A 20,234-nucleotide genomic window follows, 5' to 3' on the forward strand; every position below is an offset into this window, starting at 1 on the left:
CGCGCTACTTCTGGTCCATGTGCCAGGTGCCGTCCCACGCAGCAGGCGCGCCCTCCTTCTGGAATCTCTCGCACCGCCGGATGAAGACGCGGCACGGCGCGTCCTCCTCACGCATCGCCGCCGCGGCCTGGAAGCCGGCCAGCGCGTCGTCGAAGCGGCCCTCGACATAGGCGGCGCGGGCGCGATCCCAAGCGACGAGGAACGCCGCGTGCTCGGCCCGGACGGTGGCCTCTCCCATGGGTTCATAGACATCGTGCGGCTCGGTCGTGCCGACGGCTATGACACGATCGATGTGGCGCCAGACGAACAAGCTTGAAGTCGGCTCGGCGACCTCGCCGCTCGCCAGGATCTCGGTGCCGTACACCTTGTTCATGCCTTCGAGGCGCGAGGCCTGGTTCGCGACCTGGCCGACCAGCGTGTAGTTGATGCGTTCACGAGCGCCGACATTGCCGACCACGGCCGGCCCCGTATGCAGGCCGAAGCGCGTGCGGAAGCCCGGTCGGCCGCGCTCGCGCCACTTCTCAGAAAGGGCCCGGCCGGCGGCGGCGGCCTGCAGCGCGCCGCGACAGGCATTGGCGATGTGCTCGGGATCGGTCTCCGGCGCGTTCCAGAACGCCATGATGCTGTCGCCGATATACTTGTCGATCATGCCGCGGTTGGCCGAGATCGCCGAGCCCAGCGCCTCGAAGTAGCGCGACAGGCGGCTGGTCAGCAGTTCGGGCTCCATCGTCTCGGTGAGCAGCGAGAAGCCTTCGATGTCGGTGAACATCACCGTGATCTCGCGGCGCGTGCCGCCGACGCCGCTGCTCTCGGGCGAACGCATGATCTGCTGCACGAGGTCCTTGGACACGTAGCGCCCGAAGATTTCCAACCCCTCGCGCATGTTCTCGACCGCGTCGGACAGGCGCACGATCTCGGTGATGCGGCTTCGCACCGGCTGCTGGTCGGAGAAATCGAGCCGGCGGATGCTTTCCGTCTTGAGAGCGATGCGCGCGATCGAGCGCGAGAGGATGAGCGAGGCGGCCAGCGCCCCGAGCGCGGCGAGCGCCACGGCGATGGCTGCGGCCGCGCCCGCGCGTTGCAGAAGCACGCGCGACTCGGCCGTCAGCTCCAAGACCGGCACCGCCGCTCCGATCACGAAGCGCTGCCCCAGCAACGGCGGCATGCGATGAACGATCACGCGATACGTGTGGCCTCCGGCCTCGACCTGGCGATCGATCTTGGCATCGGTGGCGACCGCCTCCTCGACGGCCTTGTGCAGGATCTGCCGCACGGCCGCGTCGGACGGCAGGCATCCGGGCAGCGCCGGCGCGCACGGCTCCGACTCGATCTCGACCGCGCCGCCGGAATGGCCCACCACGATCACCGAGTTCTCGGTGATCTTGTAGGCGGTGAGCAGCTCCGAGAGCGTCCGGAGCGTGAAATCGAAGCCCATGACGCCGATATCGGTGCGCAGCGGAATGGCGGCGGAGATGCCGGCGTCCGGCGTCTGAACGAAGCGATACGGCTCGGTGAGAATCGCCTGCTTCGCCTTCATCGCCTGGACGTACCAGGGCCGGGTACGGGGATCGAAGGTCGTCGTGGCGGTCCGGGCGGGGCCGTGACTGCCGTCCGGCAGATAGAACCAGTAGGTTTCCTTGCGCGGAGGCTCGCCCGCCTCGATCACCCGCACGATGATCGATTCGCCATCCGGCGCATCCAGTTCGATGCGTTGCTCGATCGTGAAGGTTTCCGGACGCCCGGCATAGATGAAGCTGGCGTCGGCGTAACCGACATACGCCGATTGCACTGCCGGGTGACGCTCCAGCATGGCGATGAGCTGGTGCCGCCGCTCCTCGTCGACGACCGGATTTTCCGTGGCGTTGAAACTCGGACCGTAGGCCAGGGCCTGGCCGACCGAAATCACCACATGCAGGCCATCCGTGAGGAAGTCTTCCACCGCCGATTCGAGATGCGAGACCTTCTGGTCGGCGCTGCGCTGTTCGAGCAGATCGACGGAACGCCAGCCGAGCCACAGCAGCACGCTGGTCAGCGGCACCACGACCAGCGCCATCAGCGTCAGGATGGTGACGCTGAACGGAATGGACCGGCGCACCGGATTCAACCCCTAGAACAACGCGAAAGCCGCAAGCGTCAGGCCTTCACCGCATTCCACTTGCAGCCGCCATCCTGGCTCTGCGCGACCAGGGTGGGCGGGGTGGCGCCGAGATCGGCGGTGTAGATGATGTTCATGCGGCCGAGATCGAAGCGGCCTTCATAGACGTTCGCGCGGATCGGTTTCATTTTCACGTCGATGCCGCCGGCCGACTTGAGTTCGACCTGACCGTTGGCGATCGTGAAGGTGTGTTCGCGGGTGAAGGAGGGATCGAGCTGGATGCAGCCCGAGATGCTGTTGGGATTCTCCTTGAAGCGGAACTTCAGCTCGACATTTTGCTGGGCGGCGGCCGCCAGCGGCAGAAGTCCGACCAGGACGAGCGGGGCGAGTCTCTTGATGAACATGGGGGATCGTCCTTCATTGGTCTTGGGCTTGTTTCCCACTCTACAGCGACCGGACGGCCCCGTCAGTCCTTGCTGCGCAGCAACCCGTAGGCAGCGCCCGCGATCGCGCCTCCCAGCAGCGGCGCCACCCAGAACAGCCAGAGTTGCGACAGGGCCGCGCCGCCCACGAACAGCGCCGGTGCCGTGCTGCGCGCGGGGTTCACTGCCGTATTGGTCACCGGAATGGTCACGAGGTGAATGAGCGTGAGCGCAAGGCCGATCGCGAGGCCCGCCACCGCCGGGCTGACGCGCTTGTCCGTCGCGCCGAGGATGATGGTCACGAAGCCGAAGGTCATGACGACTTCGATGACCAGCGCGGAGACCAGCCCGTACTTGCCAGGCGAATGATCGCCATAGCCGTTGGTGGCAAAGCTGCCGATCTCGGCCCCGGCCTTGCCGGTCGCAATGACATAGAGGATGGCGGCGCCCGCGATGCCGCCCACCACCTGGGCAACCACATAGTGAACGACCTCGCCGAACGGAAAGCGACCGGCCACCGCCAGACCGACCGTCACCGCCGGGTTGAAGTGACCGCCCGACACCCCGCCCACGGCATAGACCATCGTCAGGACGGTGAGGCCGAAGGCGAGCGCCACGCCTGCGAAGCCGATGCCGAGTTGCGGAAAGCCGGCGGCGAGCACGGCGCTGCCGCAACCGCCCAGCACAAGCCAAGCAGTCCCCAGAAATTCTGCATAGAGGCGATTGGTAATGGGCATGTTCTCTCCCCGAGTTGCCGAGATGATTCTACGCCTCTTCCAAGAACTCTCCTAGTGCGCGCACATACATAGCAGCGGAGATGCATCGCCGAACGATTCCCCGCACTGCAACAAGCGAAGCGTCACCGAACCGAAACCTCGCGTTCACGAAAGCGCCCTAGCGTGCCGCCCTCGTTGCCCAGGGGGTTCACACCATGATTCTGCGCCGTCGCGCTCTGATCGCCGCATCCGGCCTCGCCGCCACCAGCTTCGGCCTGCCGCGTATCGCCCTCGGGCAGGCCGACCGCCGGCCCGCCATCACCATCGCGGTGCAGCAGATCGCCAACAGCGCCGCGCTGGAGCCGCTGCGCGAGCAGTCCAATGTCGGCCAGCGCGTCTTCTCCTTCATGTTCGAGCGCCTGATCATGCAGGACCTGCTCGCCAAACTGGAGGAAGTGCCGGGCCTCGCCGAGAGCTGGAAGCGCATCGACGACCGCACCGTCGAATTCACCCTGCGCAAGGGCGTGAAGTTCCACAACGGCGACGAGATGACCGCCGACGACGTGGTCTTCACCTTCAGCCGCGACCGCATGTTCGGCCCGGACTACGACATCACCTCGAACAAGACGCTGTTCACCTCGGTCCTCATCCGCGATGCGGTGCAGGGCAAGAACCTGCCGCCGGAAGTCCCCGCGGTGGCCAAGCGCCTGTTCCCGGCCCTGGAAAAGGTCGAGGCCGTCGACAAGTACACGGTGCGCTTCGTCAACCGTACGCCCGACGTGACCATGGAGGGCCGCATCGGGCGCCTCGGCAGCGACATCGTCTCGCGCCGCGCCTACGACGAGGCCAAGAGCTGGCTCGACTGGGCGCGCGCTCCGGTCGCCACCGGCCCCTACAAGGTGCGCGAGTTCGTGCCTGACCAGTCGCTGACCCTGGACGCGCATGACGACTACTGGGGCGGCCGCCCGCCGCTGAAGAGCGTGCGCATCATGGTGGTGCCCGAGGTCGCGACCCGCATCAACGGCCTGCTGGCCGGCCAGTTCGACTTCATCTGCGACGTGCCGCCCGACCAGATCCCGGGCATCGAGAAGAACCCGAAATTCGAGGTGCTGGGCAGCACCATCGTCAATCATCGCATCACGGTGTTCGACAAGAACCATCCGCGCCTCACCGACCCGCGCATCCGTCAGGCCTTCACCCACGCGATCGACCGGCAGGCCATCGTCGACGCGCTGTGGTCGGGCCGCACCCGCGTGCCGCCGGGCCTGCAATGGGAATTCTATGGCCCGATGTTCGTCGAGAACTGGACGGTCCCGGCCTACGATCTCGCCAAGGCCAAGGCGCTGCTGAAGGAAGCCAACTACAAGGGCGATCCGATCCCGTACCGGCTGCTCAACAACTACTACACCAACCAGGTGTCGACCGCGCAGGTTCTGGTCGAGATGTGGCGCACCGTCGGCCTCAACGTGCAGATCGAGATGAAGGAGAACTGGCAGCAGGTCTTCGACGCGAACGGCGCGCGCGCCGTGCGCGACTGGTCCAACAGCGCCGGCTTCAACGACCCGATCTCCTCGCTGGTCGCCCAGCACGGGCCGCAGGGCCAGCAGCAGCAGGTCGGCGAATGGACCAACGACGAGATGAACCGGCTCTCCACCGCAATGGAGATCGAGACCGACATGGGCAAGCGCAAGGCGATGTTCAGGCGCATGCTCGAAATCTGCGAGCGCGAAGACCCCGCCTACACGGTGCTGCATCAGAACGCGACCTTCACCGCCAAGCGCCGGGACATCAAGTGGAAGGCCTCGCCGTCTTTCGCGATGGAGTTCCGCAGCAACAACTTCTCGATCTGAGGGCGGCACGATGACGGCGCCCCTCGTCGCGGTACGCGACCTCACGGTCGATTTCGCTCGCGGCGCGCAGGACTCGCGCGCCGTCGATGGCGTGAGCCTCGAGATCGCACCCGGCGAGGCGCTGGGTATCGTGGGCGAATCGGGCTCGGGCAAGAGCGTGACCTGGCTGGCCGCGCTCGGTCTGCTCCCGACCAAGGCCCGCGTGACGGGGTCGGTCCGTCTCGACGGAAAGGAACTGGTCGGGGCCACGCGCGGCGACCTCGAGCAGGTGCGCGGCAAGCGCATCGCCATGATCTTCCAGGACCCGTCGAGCTGCCTCAACCCGGTGCATCGCATCGGCCGGCAGCTCGTCGAGGCGCTCGACCTGCATCGCGGCCTGGGCGGCCGCGCCGCCGAGGCCGAGGCGCTGCGCCTGCTCGACCAGGTCGGCATCGCCGACGCGCGCCGGCGCCTCTCCGACTATCCGCATCTTCTGTCCGGCGGCCTGAACCAGAGGGTCATGATCGCCATGGCGCTGGCCGGCGAGCCCGACCTGCTGGTCGCCGACGAGCCCACGACGGCGCTCGATGCCACCATCCAGGCGCAGATCCTGGCCCTCCTGGGCAGCATCCGGCGCGACACCGGCATGGCGCTGGTGCTGATCAGCCACGATCTCGGGGTGGTCGCCGAGAATGTCGACCGGGTGGCGGTGATGTATGCCGGCCGTCTCGTCGAGGAAGCGCCCGGCGCCGATCTGTTCGGTGCGGCGCGGCATCCCTACACGCAGGGCCTGCTGGCCGCCCTGCCCACCCTCACCGGCCCGCGCCGCCGGCTGGCCGCGATTCCCGGCACCGTGCCGGAACCGGGAAGCATGCCTGCCGGCTGCCGCTTCGCGCCGCGCTGCCCCGTCGCCGAGGCGCGATGCGCGACGGTGCCGCCGCCCTCGCGCCTCGTCGGCTTCCGCCACCTCACGGCCTGCCATCGCCGTACCGAGACCGGCGTCTCCGCGTGGATCCAGCCGCAGGCCGCCGAATGAGTGCCCTGCTCGAAGCCACCGATCTGCGCCGCCACTATCAGGTCCGCAGCGGCCAGGGTCTGTTCGGGCCCAAGGCCGTGCTTCGTGCCGTCGACGGCGTGTCTCTCGCCGTCCATCCGGGCCGCACCCTCGGTCTCGTGGGCGAATCGGGTTGCGGCAAGTCGACGACCGGCAAGCTGGTGCTGGGGCTGGTCCCGCCGACTTCCGGCACCGTCCACTATCGCGGACAGAAGCTGCCGGCCGTCGGCACGCCGGCCTGGCGCGGCCTGCGCCGGCACATCCAGATGGTCTACCAGGATCCGCTGGGCGCGCTCGACCGCCGCCTGCCGATCGGCACGCAGATCGAGGAGCCGCTGGTCATCCATGAACGGACGACCGCCGCGGAGCGCCGCGATCGCGCGCAGGCGGCGATGGAATCGGTCGGCCTGCAGCGGCACCAGTACGAACGCTATCCGCACGAACTGTCCGGCGGCCAGCGCCAGCGCGTGGTGCTGGCCCGCGCCCTGATGACCAAGCCCGACCTGCTGGTCTGCGACGAGCCGATCTCGGCGCTCGACGTCTCCATCCAGGCCCAGGTCGTGAACCTCCTGCTCGACCTGCAGGACCGGCTGGGCATCGCCTATCTGTTCATCAGCCACGATCTCAAGGTCGTGCGCCAGGTCAGCCACGACGTCGCCGTCATGTATCTCGGCCGCATCGTCGAGCAGGGCGAAGCCGAGAGCCTGTTCGCCGCACCGGCCCATCCCTACACGCGCGCCCTGGTCGCCGCGATCCCGACCGTCGATTTCGGGGGCGGACCGAAACGTGAGCGCCTGCTGCTGCAGGGCGATCCGCCCAACCCCGTGAACGTGCCATCCGGCTGCGCCTTCCACACCCGCTGCCCCTTCGCCACCGCGCAGTGCCGCGCCGAGGCGCCGACCCTGCAGCCGTCGACCGGCGGCCGTCTGGTCGCCTGCCACCGCGTCCACGAGCCCGCCCTGCAGGTCGCCGCCTGATGCTGATGTTCGCCACCTCGCGCCTGCTGCGCGCGGCCCTCACCATCCTGTTCGTGATGACCTTCGCCTTCGTGGTGCTGCGGCTGTCGGGCGATCCGGCGCTGCTGATCATGTCGGTCGACGCCCCGCCCGAGGCGATCGCGGCCTTCCGCGAATCCTGGGGCCTCAACCAGCCGATCTGGGACCAGTATCTGTCCTATATCGGCCATGCCCTCACCGGCGATTTCGGCAAGTCGATGCGCGACGGGCGGCCCGCCATCGACCTCGTGATGGAACGCGTGCCGGCGACCCTCGCCATCACCATGCCGGCGCTGGCGCTCAAGATCGGCCTCGGGATTCCCGCCGGCATCTATGCCGCCCTGCATCGCAACTCGATGGCCGACCGGCTGACCATGGCGGCCTCGGTCGCGGGCTTCACCATGCCGAGCTTCGTGCTGGCGCTGCTGCTGGTCCTGGTGTTCGCGGTCCAGCTCGGCTGGCTGCCGGCCAGCGGCAACAGCGGGCTTTCCTCCGCCATCCTGCCGATCATCACGCTGGGCACCGGCGGCGCGGCGATCATGGCGCGCTTCACGCGCTCGGCCATGCTGGAAGTGCTGGGCCAGCCCTATATCCGCGCCGCCTCGGCCAAGGGCGTGACCTGGCACGCCGTCGTGACGCGCCATGCGCTGCCCAACGCCGCCATTCCGACCGTCACCATCATCGGCTTCATGGTCGGCAGCCTGGTGGCCGGCGCCGTCGTCGTCGAAAGCGTCTTCTCCTGGCCGGGCGTCGGCCGGCTGCTGGTCTCGGCCGTAGCCAATCGCGACCTCGCGGTCGTGCAGGCCATCCTGATGGTGATCGCGGCGTGGATGGTCATGGCCAACCTCACCGTCGACCTCGCCTATGGCTGGCTCGATCCGCGCGTGCGCGGCACGGCCGCGGCGCACTAGGAGCAGCCGCATGGCCATCGCCGAACGCGCCCCCGCTCCCGCCCTCCCGCGTCGCCCCTTCGCCCTGCCGCTCGGCGTCACCCTGGCGCTCGCCTGGCTGGCGCTGATGATCGTGACGGCGCTGGGCGCGGACTTTCTGGTCCCCTATTCCATCACCGCCCTCGATCTCAAGGCGCGGCTGGCGCCGCCGGTCCTGATGGGCGGCACCTGGGCCCATCTCCTAGGCACCGACGAGCTCGGCCGCGACGTGCTCTCGCGACTCATCATGTCGATCCGCATGAGCCTGCTGATCGCCTTCTTCGGCACGATCATCGCGGCGACGCTCGGCACGGCGCTGGGCTTTCTCGCCGCCCACTTCCGCAAGTGGGTCGAGCAGGTCGTGCTGATGGCCATCGACTTCCAGGCCAGCATGCCCTTCATGATCATCGCGCTGTCGGTGCTGGCCTTCCTCGGCAACAGCCTGCCGCTGTTCATCGCGCTGATGGGCTTTCATTCCTGGGAACGCTACGCCCGCATCGCGCGCGGCCTCACCCTCGCGGCCAACGAGCAGGGCTATGCCGCAGCGATCCGCCAGCTCGGCGCGAGCCCCGCCCGCATCTACGGCCTGCACATCCTGCCCAACATCGCCTCGACCCTGATCGTGTCGATGACGCTCACCTTTCCCGAGATCATCCTGCTGGAGAGCGGCCTGTCGTTCCTGGGTCTCGGCGTCCAGCCGCCGCTCGCGTCGCTGGGCAACATGGTGGGCTACGGCCGCGAATATATCAGCCACGCGCCCTGGATCATGCTGGCCCCGGCCGCGACCATCGTTATCACGACGCTCTCGATCAGCCTGCTGGGCGACTGGCTGCGCGACCGGCTCGATCCGACGTTGCGTTAGAGCATCTGCCCGAGCTGAACCGCACCACCTCATCCTGAGGAGGCCCGAAGGGCCGTCTCGAAGGATGGGCAACAGACGTGGTGCTCGTGCCCATCCTTCGAGACGCCGCGCTACGCACGGCTCCTCAGGATGAGGTTAGGAATGGATCGGCTAAGACGCTACTCGACGCCGAGATAGATGCGCTGGACGTCGGGATTGTCGAGCATCTCCTTGGCAGGGCCCTTCAGGACCGTGCGGCCGACCTGCAGCACATAGGCGTAGTCGGCTGTTTCAAGCGCGAGATCGACCGACTGCTCGGCGAGCAGGATGGTCTGGCCGTCTTTGTGAAGAGCCGAAAAGCTGTCGTACATGACGTCGACGATGGCGGGCGCGAGACCGAGGCTGGGCTCGTCGAGCAACAGCAGTTCCGGCTCGCTCATCAGGGCCCGGGCGACCGCCAGCATCTGGCGCTCGCCGCCGGACATGGTGCCGGCGCGCTGCAGGCGCCGCTCGGCCAGCCTCGGAAAGACCGTGTAGGCGCGATCGAGCAGGCGCGGGATGCGGGCGCGGTCGGCGAGCGGCGTGGCGCCCAGCAACAGGTTGTTCTCGACGCTCTGCTGCGCGAACAGCCGCCAGCCTTCGGGCGACAAGGCCAGGCCCTTGCGCACGATCGCGTAGGCCGGCTGGCCCGCGATGTTCTCGCCCTTGAATTCGACGGTGCCGCCGGAAGCCGTGGCGATGCCGGCGACGGCGTTGAGCACCGTGGTCTTGCCGGCACCGTTGGATCCCAGCAGCGCCACCACCGCCCCCTTGGGCACTTCCAGCGAGACGTCGGCGACGCCGATCAGGTCGCCGTAGCGCACTTCGAGGTGGCTGATTTTGAGAAGCGGCGGGCTCACGTGTGCCTCACCTTGCGGCGGCCGAGATAGGCCTCGATCACCACGGGATCGGTCGTCACCTCGCGCGGCGTGCCGCGGGCGATCTCGCGGCCCTGGTGGAACACCACGACACGGCGCGTCAGCGACACGATCACCTCCATGATGTGCTCGACGATCACGATGGTGATGCCGCCGTCATGGATGCGCCGTACCAGGTCGATCGCCTCGCGGACCTCGGTGGGCGTGAGGCCGGCCATCGCCTCGTCGAGCAGTAGCGCCTTGGGCTCCGACGCCAGAGCGCGCGCGATCTCGAGCCGCTTGCGGCCGGGCGTGCCGAGACTGCGCGCCGGCTGGTCGGCCAGCCGCGCCAGGCCCACCTTCTCCAGCACGTCGAGCGCCTTGGCGCGCGCATCGGCGGCCTTCGGATGGCGCAGCATGGCGCCGATCATCGTGTTCTCGAGCACCGACATCGATTCGAAGGTGAGCGGCACCTGGAAGCTGCGCGCGAGGCCCAGCCGCGCGCGCGCTTCGGGTGGATCGCGCGTCACGTCGACGCCGGCGAAATGAACGCTGCCCGCCGTTGTGGCCAAGTCCCCCGTCAGGCAGTTGAAGAAGGTCGACTTTCCCGCGCCGTTCGGGCCGATCAGGCCGAGGATATCGCCGTCCTCGACGCTCACCGACGCATTGTCGACCGCCTTGAAGGCGCCGAACGCCTTGGTGACACCGCGCGCCTCAATCAGCATGGCCGTCCACGACTTTCGAAGGCGGTGGTGCGGCGGCACGGCGCGGCTTGAACAGCGACAGCAGGCCGCTCGGCAGGAACCGCGCGATGATCACGATGATCGCGCCATAGACCACGAAGGTGATGCCCGCGCCCTGGCCGCCGAGATAGCTGTTCGACAGCTCCTCCAACGGCACCAGGATCAGGGCGCCGACCAGCGGCCCGAAGAGCTGGCCCGCGCCGCCCAGCGCCGCCATGACCAGCATCTTGACCGAGATCAGGATGCCGAAGCCCGACTCGGGATCGACGAAGCCGAACATGGTGAGATAGAGCGACCCCGCCAGCGCCGTGAAGGCGGCACTCAGCATGTAGGCATAGAGCTTGTAGCGGCCGGCCGCGACGCCGAGCGACCGGGCGGCGCGTTCGCTGTCCTTGATGGCGCGCAGGTAGAAGCCCATGCGGCCTCGCTCGATCGCGTGCGTAAGCCAGAGCAGGCCCGCCAGCACGGCGAGGAAGATGTAGTAGTAGGGCGTTGCCGAGATGAAGGAGAGATCGAAGACGCTGCGCGGGATCGGCGGCCCACCCAGCCCCTGCGCTCCGCCCAGGAACTCCGAGGTCGAGCTCAGCACGCGCACCAGCTCGGCCACCGCGATGGTGGCCATGCTGAAATAGTGACCCGAGAGTTTCAGCGTCGGCACGCCGATGACGGCGGCGACGGCGACGCTCAACGCCATGCCGAGCGGCGCGCCGGCGATCGGCGGCAGGCCGAGGTGAATGTAGGCCACCACCGCCGAGTAGGCGCCGATGCCGAAGAACACCGAATGGCCGACCGAAACCTGGCCGGCATAGCCGCCGACGATGTTCCAGGCCGAGGCGCCGATGGCGGCCAGCAGCACCAGCGCCCCGAGACGACCCCACACGGGTGAGCCGCTGGCCAGCAGCGGATAGGCGAGCACCAGCACGACCAGCGCAATCTGGATCAGGCGACGCGGCGTCATGTCTTGCCCATCAGGCCCTGCGGCCGGAACCACAGGACCAGCACGAAGAGGATGTACACGATGACGTCCTTGTAGACCGGCCCGATCAGGTAGGCCGACAGCGATTCGACGACGCCGATCAGCAGCCCCGCGACCAGCGCGCCCAGCACGCTGCCGAAGCCGCCCAGGGCCACGGTGACGAAGGCCACGATGGCCAGGGTCTCGCCGACCGTGGGCGAGGTGTAGAAGAACGTGGCGATCAGCGCGCCGGCGATACCGGTCGCAGCGCCCGCCATGCCCCAGGCCAGCGCCTGCATGCGCTGGGGACGGATACCCATGAGCTGCGCCGCCGTCGCATCCTCCGACACCGCAAGCATGCGGCTGCCGATCGAGGTACGGGTCAGCAGCAGGTGCAGCAGCAGCGTGACGATGAGGCCGACCGCGCCTGCGAGCACGCGCGCTCCCTCGAAGCGGATGCCCGCCAGGATGAACGAGTGACCGACCAGGTCATCGGGCAGCGTCTTGAAGTTGGCGCCGAACGCCCACAGCGCGCCGTAGCGCAGGAACAGCGCCAGGCCGAACGTGCCCAGGATCTGCGCCAGCATCGGCCCGCGCATGATGTGGCGGACCAGCAGAAAATAACTGGCGATGCCCAGCGTGCCGATCAGCATGGCCGCCGCGGGGACGGACGCCCAGGGCCCGCCGCCCAGCGCCGTCCAGACCATCACGGCCGTGTACATGCCCAGCATGACGAAGTCGCCGTGCGCGAAGTTCACGACGTTCATCATGCCCCAGATCAGCGTGAGGCCGGACGAGAAGAGCGCATAGAGAGCGCCCAGCAGCAGGCCGCTCACCACGACCTGCACCAGGGTCATCGACATCGCGGGACGTCTCCCGCCGCCGCCGCGACCTACCAGCCCTTGTAGGGCAGGATCAGTTCGCTGGTCGCGCGCGCCTTCGGCCAGACCGAGACGTAGTTGCCGTTGCGCATCTGCGTGATCAGGGTCGAGGCTTGGATGTTCTGGCCCTTGTCGTCGAACTTGACGCCATCATAGCCCGCGACGAGTTGCTCGGGCTTCATCTCGACGGCCTTCAGCGCGTCGCGGATCTTCGCCGGGTCGGTGGAGCCGGCCTTGTTGATCGCCTCGGCCATCACGAAGAAAGCCTGCAGCACGCGCGCCGACACGTCGTCGAGCCCGTCGCCGCCCGTCTTCTTCTTGTAGAGATCGTCGAGGATGGCCGCGACGCTGCCCGGCTTGCCCGAGGCGAAGACCGAGCGGCTGATCAGCCCTTCGGTGACCGAGCCCATCGCCTTCACGAAGGCCGGATCGTTGAAGCCGCCATCGTCGGCAATGAGGATCGCCGGCTTCCAGTTCACTTCCTTCATCGTCTTGGCATAGAGGATCGCGTCGGACGTGTAGGAGATGAAGATCACCACGTCGGGGTTCTTCTCCTTGAGTTGCAGCACCTGCGGCTGCACGTCGGTCGAGTTCGCCGAATAGGCGACCTTCTGCGTGACGTTGAGGCCGTTCTTGGCAAACGTGTCGGCGATGACGCTGGACACCGAGTTTCCGTACTCGGTGTTCTCATGGACGATCGCGATCGAATTCACCTTCTGGCCGGCGGCCTTCTGCTCCTTGAGGAATACCGAATAGGCGTTGGCGAAGTCGGCGGCGACCGGCGTGGTGCGGAAGAACCACTTGAAGCCGCGCTCCGTCAGATTGGCGGCGACCGACTCGGCGTTCAGGAACGGCACGCCGTAGCGCTCGGCGACGGCGCTCGCGGTCAGTGTGATACCAGACTGATAGCAGCAGATGACCGCCGCGACCTTTTCCTCGGTGATGAGGCGCAAGGTCTGGTTCTGGCCGGCCGCGGGCGTACCCTGGTTGTCGGCGATCACCATCTGGATCTTGGCGCCCTTGAGGCCCGGCAGGCCGCCGCCCTTGGCGAGGGGCATGACCTTGGCGAGCTCGGCATTGCCGTTGTTGATGATGTCGGCGCCCATCTCGAACGCGAGCTTGGCGTAGTTGCCGGTGCTCGCGGAGTTGCCGCTCAGCGGATAGACCGCGCCGATCTTGACGACCTGCTGCGCGGCTGCACTTGCAGTGAAGCCGAGGACCGCCAGAGCGGCGACTGCCGCAATCTTTCGACGCGTGGCCTTGATCATTCTTGTTTCCCCCGGTGCTGCCCGTAGTTGAGTGCAAATCTTGGCATGCCGCAACGCGGCCAGCAAACCGAAGCTATTTTCTGCCCTGCGGATAGAGGGTCTCGCCCCGCTTCAGCATCTCGACGAAGGCCTCGATCTTCTTCTTGCGGCCTGCCTCGGTCTTCAAATTCTCGATGCGGAAGACCAGCGCGAAGCGGTTCTGCGCACTGAGCTTCGCCAGCATGGCTTTTGCCTCGGGCTCGGCATCGATGGCGGCCTGGAGATCGTCCGGGATCTTCGAGTCCTTGACGCGGTAGGCGCGCGCCCATCGTCCGTCTGCCTTCGCCGCCTCGACCTGCTTCAGCCCGTGCGCGGTCATGCGGCCTTCCTCGATCAGCCGGGCGACGTTGTCGACGTTGATCTGGCTCCAGACACTCTTGGCGCCGCGCGGCGTGTAGCGTTGCAGGAAGCTCCTGTCGTCGAAGCCCTTGCGGATGCCGTCGATCCAGCCCCAGCACAGGATGACGTCGATCGCCTCTTTCGGGGTAATCGATGTGAGGCCCGACCCTACTTTATGAATCTTGATCCAGACTTCGCTTTCCGTGTCGTGATGCTTGCCCAGCCACCGGTAGAAGCTGGCTTCCGTCGCAAACTCGCGAACCTTCTCCGGATCGACTTTGACGGGCGGCATCAACACACCCGGTAGCGTTCGACCGCATCCCGATCGAGCTCGATGCCGAGGCCCGGCCCCTCGGGCAACAGGATGTGGCCGGCGTCGAGCTTGAGCGACGCCTTGAGCAGCTTGGTGCGCAACTCGTTGTCGCTCATGTCGTATTCCAGCATCGCGGGATGCGGCGGATGGTCGGTGTGAGGCGTCGCCGGCAGCGCCGCGAGGAAATGGCAGGCCGTCGCGAGGCCCACCGCGCCGCCCCAGACATGCGGCGCAACCCTAAGGTTCTGCGCATGGGCCAGAGCGACGATGCGCTTGGCCTCGGTGATGCCGCCGACGCCGGGGATCGAAGGCTGGACGATGTCGATGCAGCGCCCGTCGATCAGGGCCCGGAAGTCGCGCACCGTATGATGCGCCTCGCCCGCCGCCAGGGCGATGGGAGAACGCGCCCTGAGTTCGGCATAGCCGCGGAAGTCGCCCGGCGGCAGCGGCTCCTCGATCCAGTGGATGCCGAACGGCTCGATGGCGCGCGCGCATTCCAGCGCCACGTCGGCCGTGTAGGCGCCGTTGATGTCGACCAGCAGCAGTTTGTCGGGGCCCAGCGCCTCGCGGGCGAGCTTCACCCTCTCGACGTCGCTCCGGACGCCGCGGCCGATCTTGATCTTGGCGCCGGCATACGGATGGGCCGCTGCCTCCGCCATCATATGCTCGAGCTGGCGGTCGGGATCGTCGGAGAAGAAGCCGGTCGAGGCATAGGCCGGGAAACGTGTCGCGCCGCAGCCGCCGATCAGGTCGCAGACCCGCACGCCGAACCCGCGGGCCATTGCATCCCACAGCGCGACGTTGATGCCGGCGAGGCAGGCGGTGAGCTGGTTGCCGACGCCCAGGTGATAGATCGCGTTGCGCACCTTCGCCTCGACATGGTCGAAGTCGAAAATACTCCGGCCGACGAACATCGGCTCGAGCATGCGGAAATATTCCCGCGTCACCAGCGGATTGCCGAAGGCCTCGCCGATTCCGGTCACGCCCTGGTCGGTCTCGACCTCGACGAGCCCGCCCTGGCGGCGGAAGCCACCGCCCCGCGACATGCCGTAGGCCTTCTCCGGTGCGAAGGCATATTCGAGTCCGATGAACGAAAGACGGCGGATCGTCGGCATGGCAGCTCCTGCAAATCCCGCGCTATGGTGGGCCCCAAAGCAAATCGGAGGCAACCGCTCATGACCATCCCCAAAACGCACCGCCGCGTCGTCCTCGTCCGTCGGCCGCCCGGCGAGCCCGCCGAATCAGATTTCCGCGTCGAGGAAGTGCCAGTGCCCGAGCCGCGCCATGGCGAGGTTCTGGTGAAGGTCCACTACCTCTCGCTCGATCCCTACCAGCGCGGCCGCATGCGCGACGCCGCCTCCTACGCCTCGCCCGTCGGCCTCGGCGAGGTCATGACTGGCGGCACGGTGGGCGAGGTCGTGGCCTCGCAGCATCCCGACTTCAAGGTGGGCGACATCGTCGAGGATCGTCTCGGCTGGCAGGAATATGCGATCGGCGGCGGGCCGGCCCTGCGCAAGGTCGATCCCTCGCTGGCGCCGATCTCGACCGCCAACGGCGTGCTGGGCATGCCGGGCATGACGGCCTATTTCGGCCTGCTGCATGTCGGCCAGCCCAAGCCCGGCGAGACGGTCGTCGTGTCGGCGGCCTCCGGCGCCGTGGGCCAGGTGGTGGGCCAGATCGCCAGGATCATGGGCTGCCGGGTCGTCGGCATCGCCGGCGGCGCGAAGAAGTGCGCCTTCGTGAAGGACGAACTCGGCTTCGATGCCTGCATCGACTACAAGGCGGAGAAGGATCTCGACGCCGCGTTGCGCGCCGCCTGCCCCAACGGGCCCGACATCTACTTCGACAATGTCGGCGGCGAGATCACCGATGCCGTCCTGCGCAACATCAACTTCTTCGGCAGGGTCGCGCTGTGCGGCTCGATCTCGCAATACAACGCCACCGGCGCCTCGATGGGACCGCGCCTGCTCGGCACCTTCGTCGGCAAGCGCGTGACGGCGCGCGGCTTCATCGTCACCGACTTCGCGCAGCACTATGGTCCTGCGATGCGCCAGATGGGCGAATGGATCCGCGACGGCAAGCTCAAGTACCGCGAGGACATCGTCGAGGGCATCGACAAGGCACCTCGCGCCTTCATCGGGCTCCTGCGCGGCGAGAACTTCGGCAAGATGCTGGTCAAGCTCGCATGAGCTACGACGCGCCCTTCGCCGGCCTCAAGGTCGTCGACCTGAGCCAGGGCATTGCCGGCCCCTATTGCGCCATGCTGCTGGCCCAGCACGGCGCCGAGGTGATCAAGGTCGAGGGTATCGGCGAGGGCGACTGGGCGCGCACGCTCGGTGTCCACTACGAGAGTCACAGCGCTTTCTCGATCATCGGCAACATGGGCAAGCGCAGCCTCTCGGTCGACCTCAAGAGCAAGGCCGGCAAGGACGTCGTGTGGCGCCTGCTGAAGGACGCCGACATCTTCCTCGAAGGCTTCCGGCCGGGCGTCATCAAGCGGCTGGGCTTCGACTACGAAACCGTGTCGGCCCGCGTCCCGCGCCTGCTCTATGTGTCGATCTCGGGCTTCGGCCAGACCGGACCGCTGGCCGAACGGCCGGCGATGGACCCGGTGCTGCAGGCCTATACCGGCATGATGGCGGAGAATCGCGGCGAGGACGGGATTCCCCATCGCGTGCCGGTGATCGTGGTCGACATGTCGACCGCACTCTATGCCTTCCAGGCCGTGAGCGCGGCACTCTATGCCCGCCGCGACGAGACGAAAGGCCGCTACATCGACGTGAGCCTGATGCAGTCGGCGACCGCGCTTCAGTCGATCCGCCTCATGGCCTGCCATCTCGAAGGCGGCACGATGAAGCCGGGCGGTGTGCCCGGTGGCGTGTTCAGAACGGTGGACGCGTGGATGTCGATCCTCGCCATCAAGGACACCGACTGGCAGAGCCTCTGCCGGCTGATGGACGTACCCGCTTTGGCGTACGAGGAACGCTTCGCCACGCCAGCGGCGCGTCTCGCCAACGAAGCGGCGCTCTATGCCATCATCCGGCCGATGATCGAGGCGAAACCATCCTCGCACTGGAGCCAGAAGCTTACCGAGGCCAAGCTGATGCACGAGCGCTTGAACAGCTACGCCGACTTCATCGACCAGCCGCACGTCAAGGAAACCGGCCTGATCCACTGGCTCGAGCAGGCCGGCGTCCCGCAGAAGGTGCCGGTTCCCGCGCTGCCCGGCATGTTGCCGCCGGAACCGGGCACGGCGCGCGCCGAGGCGCCGGTGCCCGGCCAGCACAGCCGCGCGATCCTCGAAGAGCACGGCTACGCCGCGGCCGAGATCGACACGCTGATCGCCAACGGCACCGTCGCCGCGACGAGGTAGAATCATGCAGAAGAAGGCCGTGGTGGTCGGTGCGCTCGGCGTCATTGGCCGTTACATCGTCGAGAGGCTGGTGGCCGAGGGCGACTGGCAGGTCATCGGCCTGTCGCGCCGGCCGGAGAAGGATGGGCGGCGCTATCGCCACGTCTCGGTCGACCTGCTCGATCTCGACGACGTCGCCACAAAACTTAAGGGCCTGCGCGACATCACGCATGTCTTCTACGCCGCCTTCCAGCCCGGCACCGGCAACGCGGCGGGCTATGCCTCGGTGATCGCGCCCAATCGCGACATGCTGGTGAACTCGGTCACCGCCATCGCAGATGCGTCGCGCAAGCTGCAGCGCGTCGTGCTGGTCACCGGCACGAAGTACTACGGCACGCATCTCGGCCCCCTGAAGACGCCGATGCGCGAGACCGATCCGCGGCACATGCCGCCCGATTTCTACTTCGACCAGATCGACTGGCTGACCGGCTTCCAGCGCGGCAAGCGGTGGAGCTGGACCGAACTAAGACCTCAAACGCTATGCGGCTTCGCGCCCGGCACGGCCATGAGCATCCTGCCGGCCATCGCCGTCTATGCCGCGATCTCGAAGGAGCTCGGCCTGCCGCTGCGCTTTCCCGGCAAACCCGGTGCCTATGGCACCATCTACCAGGTGACGGAGTCCTCGCACTTCGCCAGCGCGGCGCTGTGGGCCGCCACCGAGAAGCGCGCCGCCAACCAGGCCTACAACATTACCAACGGCGACTATTTCCGCTGGCGCAACGTCTGGCCTCGCATTGCGCAGGTCTTCGACATGAAGGTTGGGGAGCTGCAGACCATCAACCTGACGCAGCAGATGGCCGACAAGGCGGATCTGTGGTCGCAGATGACGAAGAAGCATCGGCTGAAGAAGTTCGACTTCGGCCAGCTCGTGGCCTGGCCATTTGCCGACTACGTTTTCGGCTCGGACTGGGACGTGATGTCCGATGTCACCAAGAGCCGCCAGCATGGCTTCCACGAGGTGGTGGACAGCGAGGCCATGTTCGAGCGCCTGCTGACGCGTTATCGCAAGGAGCGTATCGTACCGTGATCACCCTGCTCGACCCCGCCAACTATCTCCGCACGCCGTGGAAGAACGGCGGCGGCACGACCGTGGACATCGCCTTCTCGGGCGATGTCTGGCGGTTCGGCCGCACCCCGATCGTGCGGCCCGGACCCTTCTCCGACTATACCGGGTACGATCGCGTGCAGGTCCTCGTCTCCGGCAGCGGATTGGTCCTGGAGACGCCCGAGGGCGAGATCGACGTGCGCCAGCCCTTCCGGCCGGTGCACTTCACCGGCGAGACCAGGATCGCGAGCCGGCTCGAGGCCGGGCCGGTGGAGGTCGTCAACCTGATCGGCGCCCGCGCCCAAGTGAAGATCGACATCGCCGTCCTCGACGAGGATCGCACGCTCCTCCTGCAGCCCGGCACGCACATTGCCTACAGTCCTCACGGCGAGGCGACCCTGGCGGTGCAGGGCGACGAGCGCCGGCTTGCAGCGGACCACGCGCTGCGGCTGGACATCACGGGGCCGACACGGCTCAGCGGCCGGGTCGGCTGCCTGCTTGTCGGCAGCATCACCGCGGCATAGGAGACGAGCTCGATGAGGATCGCGGTTGTCGGCGCCGGCGGCGTCGGAGGCGGATATGGCGCGGCGCTCGCGCAGGCCGGCGCCGACGTCACCTTCATCGCGCGCGGCGCACATCTCGCGGCCATGAAGAAGGATGGCCTCAGGATCGAGAGCGTGCGCGGCAACACCCATCTGCAGCCGACGCAGGCCACCGAACATCCGGCCGAGGTCGGGCCGGTCGATTACGTGCTGTTCTGCGTGAAGCTGTGGGACGTCGAGAGCGCCGGGGTCGCGATCAAGCCGATGGTTGGGCCCGACACCGCCGTCATCACCCTCCAGAACGGCGTCGATGCGCACGAACGGCTGATCCCGATCCTGGGCGCCCATGCCGTGATGCCGGGCGTCGCCAACATCAGCGCGACGATCGCCGAGCCGGGGCTGATCCGCCAGACCGGCACGGTGATGCGCATGGTATTCGGCGAACCCGACGGCAGCCGCAGCCCGCGCGCCGTGGCCCTCGCCGAGATGTGCAGGAAGGCCGGCATCGACGGCGTGCTGAGCGAAGCCATCCTGACCGACCTCTGGATCAAGTTCGTGCTGCTGGCCTCCAATGCCGGCGTCATGGCGCTCACGCGCCTGCCGGTCGGCAAGCTGCGCGACGATGCCGACATCAGCGCGATGTTCGGCGCTGCCTACGCGGAAGTGGCCGCGGTCGGGCGCGCCCTGGGCGTCACCCTGCCCGCCGACATCGTCGAACGGACCTTCAATTTCAACCGCAATGCCCCGCCGCAGCTGATGGCGTCCATGGCGGTCGATCTCCTGCGCGGCAACCGCATCGAGCTGCCCTGGCTGTCGGGCAAGGTCGTGGAGCTGGGCAGGAAGCACAATGTCCCGACACCGACACACGCGCTGATGTATGCTGCCCTGAAGCCCTACGTCATGGGCACGCCAGCCTGAGG

General features: G+C 67.4%; 20 protein-coding genes. 10 read left to right on the forward strand and 10 right to left on the reverse strand.

All coding sequences use genetic code 11. The features are described 5' to 3' along the window. Positions 1-4 precede the first annotated feature (4 nt). From ACP15H_RS20975 to aqpZ, 3 genes are all read right to left on the reverse strand, one after another. Complete coding sequence (locus tag ACP15H_RS20975; RefSeq protein WP_425068080.1) at positions 5-2,095, reverse strand: adenylate/guanylate cyclase domain-containing protein; 2,091 nt, start codon at positions 2,093-2,095, stop codon at positions 5-7. 38 nt (positions 2,096-2,133) lie between these two features. Beyond that, positions 2,134-2,499 (reverse strand): hypothetical protein, encoded by a 366-nt coding sequence (locus tag ACP15H_RS20980; protein ID WP_425068081.1) that lies wholly within the window; start codon positions 2,497-2,499, stop codon positions 2,134-2,136. A gap of 62 nt (positions 2,500-2,561) precedes the next feature. Next, positions 2,562-3,254 (reverse strand): aquaporin Z, encoded by a 693-nt coding sequence (gene aqpZ / locus ACP15H_RS20985; protein ID WP_425068082.1) that lies wholly within the window; start codon positions 3,252-3,254, stop codon positions 2,562-2,564. Between the two features lie 194 nt (positions 3,255-3,448). On the opposite strand from aqpZ, the gene ACP15H_RS20990 reads away from it, so the two are divergent. The 5 genes from ACP15H_RS20990 to ACP15H_RS21010 are packed head-to-tail and all read left to right on the forward strand — an operon-like array spanning position 3,449 to position 8,902. Further along, positions 3,449-5,083, forward strand: coding sequence for an ABC transporter substrate-binding protein (locus tag ACP15H_RS20990; RefSeq protein ID WP_425068083.1), 1,635 nt, complete (start codon positions 3,449-3,451; stop codon positions 5,081-5,083). A gap of 10 nt (positions 5,084-5,093) precedes the next feature. Then, complete coding sequence (locus ACP15H_RS20995) at positions 5,094-6,098, forward strand: ABC transporter ATP-binding protein (RefSeq protein WP_425068084.1); 1,005 nt, start codon at positions 5,094-5,096, stop codon at positions 6,096-6,098. Continuing rightward, complete coding sequence (locus tag ACP15H_RS21000) at positions 6,095-7,093, forward strand: ABC transporter ATP-binding protein (protein ID WP_425068085.1); 999 nt, start codon at positions 6,095-6,097, stop codon at positions 7,091-7,093. The genes ACP15H_RS20995 and ACP15H_RS21000 overlap by 4 nt, the downstream gene beginning before the upstream one ends. Beyond that, a complete protein-coding gene (locus ACP15H_RS21005; RefSeq protein WP_425068086.1) occupies positions 7,093-8,022 on the forward strand; it encodes an ABC transporter permease in 930 nt (309 codons plus the stop codon). The genes ACP15H_RS21000 and ACP15H_RS21005 overlap by 1 nt, the downstream gene beginning before the upstream one ends. A gap of 10 nt (positions 8,023-8,032) precedes the next feature. Beyond that, positions 8,033-8,902: an ABC transporter permease gene (locus ACP15H_RS21010; protein WP_425068087.1), complete on the forward strand. Its 870-nt coding sequence runs from the start codon at positions 8,033-8,035 to the stop codon at positions 8,900-8,902. Between the two features lie 158 nt (positions 8,903-9,060). Here the strand turns inward: ACP15H_RS21010 and ACP15H_RS21015 are convergent, their stop codons facing one another. The 7 genes from ACP15H_RS21015 to ACP15H_RS21045 all read right to left on the reverse strand — a co-directional run bounded on the left by ACP15H_RS21015 (position 9,061) and on the right by ACP15H_RS21045 (position 15,430). Further along, positions 9,061-9,780: an ABC transporter ATP-binding protein gene (locus tag ACP15H_RS21015; protein WP_425068088.1), complete on the reverse strand. Its 720-nt coding sequence runs from the start codon at positions 9,778-9,780 to the stop codon at positions 9,061-9,063. Next, positions 9,777-10,502 (reverse strand): ABC transporter ATP-binding protein, encoded by a 726-nt coding sequence (locus ACP15H_RS21020; protein ID WP_425068089.1) that lies wholly within the window; start codon positions 10,500-10,502, stop codon positions 9,777-9,779. The genes ACP15H_RS21015 and ACP15H_RS21020 overlap by 4 nt, the downstream gene beginning before the upstream one ends. Further along, entirely contained in the window at positions 10,492-11,478 is a 987-nt protein-coding gene (locus ACP15H_RS21025; RefSeq protein WP_425068090.1) for a branched-chain amino acid ABC transporter permease, read from the reverse strand. Before ACP15H_RS21025 ends, ACP15H_RS21020 begins: the two co-directional genes overlap by 11 nt. Next, entirely contained in the window at positions 11,475-12,338 is an 864-nt protein-coding gene (locus ACP15H_RS21030; protein WP_425068091.1) for a branched-chain amino acid ABC transporter permease, read from the reverse strand. Before ACP15H_RS21030 ends, ACP15H_RS21025 begins: the two co-directional genes overlap by 4 nt. Before the next feature lie 29 nt (positions 12,339-12,367). Next, positions 12,368-13,624 (reverse strand): ABC transporter substrate-binding protein, encoded by a 1,257-nt coding sequence (locus tag ACP15H_RS21035; RefSeq protein WP_425068092.1) that lies wholly within the window; start codon positions 13,622-13,624, stop codon positions 12,368-12,370. A gap of 73 nt (positions 13,625-13,697) precedes the next feature. Continuing rightward, the gene (locus ACP15H_RS21040; RefSeq protein ID WP_425068093.1) at positions 13,698-14,294 is read right to left on the reverse strand and encodes a YdeI/OmpD-associated family protein; all 597 of its coding nucleotides are present in this window, start codon (positions 14,292-14,294) and stop codon (positions 13,698-13,700) included. Then, a complete protein-coding gene (locus ACP15H_RS21045) occupies positions 14,294-15,430 on the reverse strand; it encodes a mandelate racemase/muconate lactonizing enzyme family protein (protein WP_425068094.1) in 1,137 nt (378 codons plus the stop codon). The genes ACP15H_RS21040 and ACP15H_RS21045 overlap by 1 nt, the downstream gene beginning before the upstream one ends. Before the next feature lie 60 nt (positions 15,431-15,490). Between ACP15H_RS21045 and ACP15H_RS21050 the strand changes: the two genes are divergently transcribed. From ACP15H_RS21050 to ACP15H_RS21070, 5 genes are read left to right on the forward strand one after another with little or no spacing between them, the layout of a single operon-like run. After that, positions 15,491-16,504, forward strand: coding sequence for an NADP-dependent oxidoreductase (locus tag ACP15H_RS21050; protein ID WP_425068095.1), 1,014 nt, complete (start codon positions 15,491-15,493; stop codon positions 16,502-16,504). Next, positions 16,501-17,688, forward strand: coding sequence for a CaiB/BaiF CoA transferase family protein (locus tag ACP15H_RS21055; protein ID WP_425068096.1), 1,188 nt, complete (start codon positions 16,501-16,503; stop codon positions 17,686-17,688). Before ACP15H_RS21050 ends, ACP15H_RS21055 begins: the two co-directional genes overlap by 4 nt. Positions 17,689-17,692: 4 nt before the next feature. Further along, positions 17,693-18,754 carry an SDR family oxidoreductase gene (locus ACP15H_RS21060; protein WP_425068097.1) on the forward strand — a complete coding sequence of 354 codons (1,062 nt, stop codon included), beginning with the start codon at positions 17,693-17,695 and terminating at the stop codon, positions 18,752-18,754. Beyond that, the gene (locus ACP15H_RS21065) at positions 18,751-19,296 is read left to right on the forward strand and encodes a HutD family protein (RefSeq protein WP_425068098.1); all 546 of its coding nucleotides are present in this window, start codon (positions 18,751-18,753) and stop codon (positions 19,294-19,296) included. Before ACP15H_RS21060 ends, ACP15H_RS21065 begins: the two co-directional genes overlap by 4 nt. Before the next feature lie 12 nt (positions 19,297-19,308). Continuing rightward, positions 19,309-20,232, forward strand: coding sequence for a 2-dehydropantoate 2-reductase (locus ACP15H_RS21070; protein WP_425068099.1), 924 nt, complete (start codon positions 19,309-19,311; stop codon positions 20,230-20,232). The last annotated feature ends 2 nt before the right edge of the window (positions 20,233-20,234 follow it).

Source organism: Reyranella sp., assembly GCF_965249915.1.
Classification (GTDB): Bacteria; Pseudomonadota; Alphaproteobacteria; order Reyranellales; family Reyranellaceae; genus Reyranella.